This window comes from Rhizobium giardinii bv. giardinii H152 (genome assembly GCF_000379605.1).
In the GTDB taxonomy this organism is placed as follows: domain Bacteria; phylum Pseudomonadota; class Alphaproteobacteria; order Rhizobiales; family Rhizobiaceae; genus Pararhizobium; species Pararhizobium giardinii.
Genome location: NZ_KB902629.1, coordinates 1 through 1212 on the forward strand (window position 1 = coordinate 1; position 1212 = coordinate 1212).

1 protein-coding gene is annotated in these 1212 nt (G+C 54.5%); it reads right to left on the reverse strand.

What is annotated here, in order from left to right:
- The coding region (locus A3AY_RS35120) for a CocE/NonD family hydrolase (protein WP_018325874.1) at positions 1 to 1058 on the reverse strand (1058 nt) is incomplete at its 3' end.
- Positions 1059 to 1212: the final 154 nt, after the last annotated feature.

Sequence of the window (1212 nt, forward strand, 5' to 3'; positions counted from 1 at the left end):
TGCTGGCTTTCCATGGTTGGAACAAGTTCGTCAACGTCGGGGCGAAGCGGATCATAGGCTTTGCGGCCGCAGTGGTTCCAGGGGCCGATAATCACGTTCATCGGATTCGATTGAAGCAGAAATCGCCGAATCGAACCCTGCGCCGTCCCGGAATCGAACCAGCTGCTCCAGTTCTGTATAGGGACGCCTGACTTAGAGATGAGATCCGCGGCTGCTTGCGGTGAGAAGTCAAACTCGGAGATCTGGCTCAGCCATTCGTCCTTGGAAGTAATATTGCTCACGGATAAGAAAGAGGGCGCCTGCCCATGCTCGAGCAAGGCAGCAGCCAACTCAGCGTCGCTCCCAACTGGACGAATGCCCGCGCGAAGGTTGCTGGACCGATTAGAATTATTTTTGCTGTTCTTATCCCTGTTTAGCGATTCGACCAACTCGCTCCACCTATCGAGTGTGAGATTGGGAGCGCCGCCGGGCCAGGTTTCATAGAAGATATCGTAGTCGACATATCTCGGCACGATCCCCTTCAAAGCAGGGTGATTTCGTGAAGCGATCAGATCTGCGGAGTTAGCCGTGTAAGACATACCGTACGCAAGCACGTTACCGGTAGACCAAGGCTGGGCTGCGATCCAATCCAGGATGTAGCTGAAGTCCAGAACCTCCTCGCGAGAGCGGTGGCCGGGCCACACCCCAAAGGAGGCCCCGGTACCGCGCACGTCTCCAACAACGACTGAGTAGCCGTGTGGGACCAGTAAATCGGCATAGAAATTAGAAGGATCGTCCTTCTTGCCCCGCCCATAGCAGGTCATCACCAGTATGGTGTCGCGTTTGGTGCTGTCGCTGTCGCCCATCGGACGAGTGACATCCAAGGCAATTCTCACGCCGCCGTGGGCAGGCACATACACCGAGTTCAATTCACCTAAATTGTCCGTCCCCTGAGATTCGGCATCGAGATCAAAGCGGAAGACTGACTTTTGTTCCGTTCGTACGTCGGCCGTTTTCGGCGGTAGATTCGTTTCTACGCCAGCGTGCGCACCGGCCTCGTCGCCGCGAGAGATGGTCATGCGGTTTCTCCTCGGATTAAGTGGTGATTTGAATGTATCAACTGTACACATATTGCAACATTCATTTCAATATACAAAGCGACACTCTCGGCGAAAATTTGGGGGACGCGTGAGCACCGTCATTTGGATTGTTAACGCGTGGCCTGCTACTTAA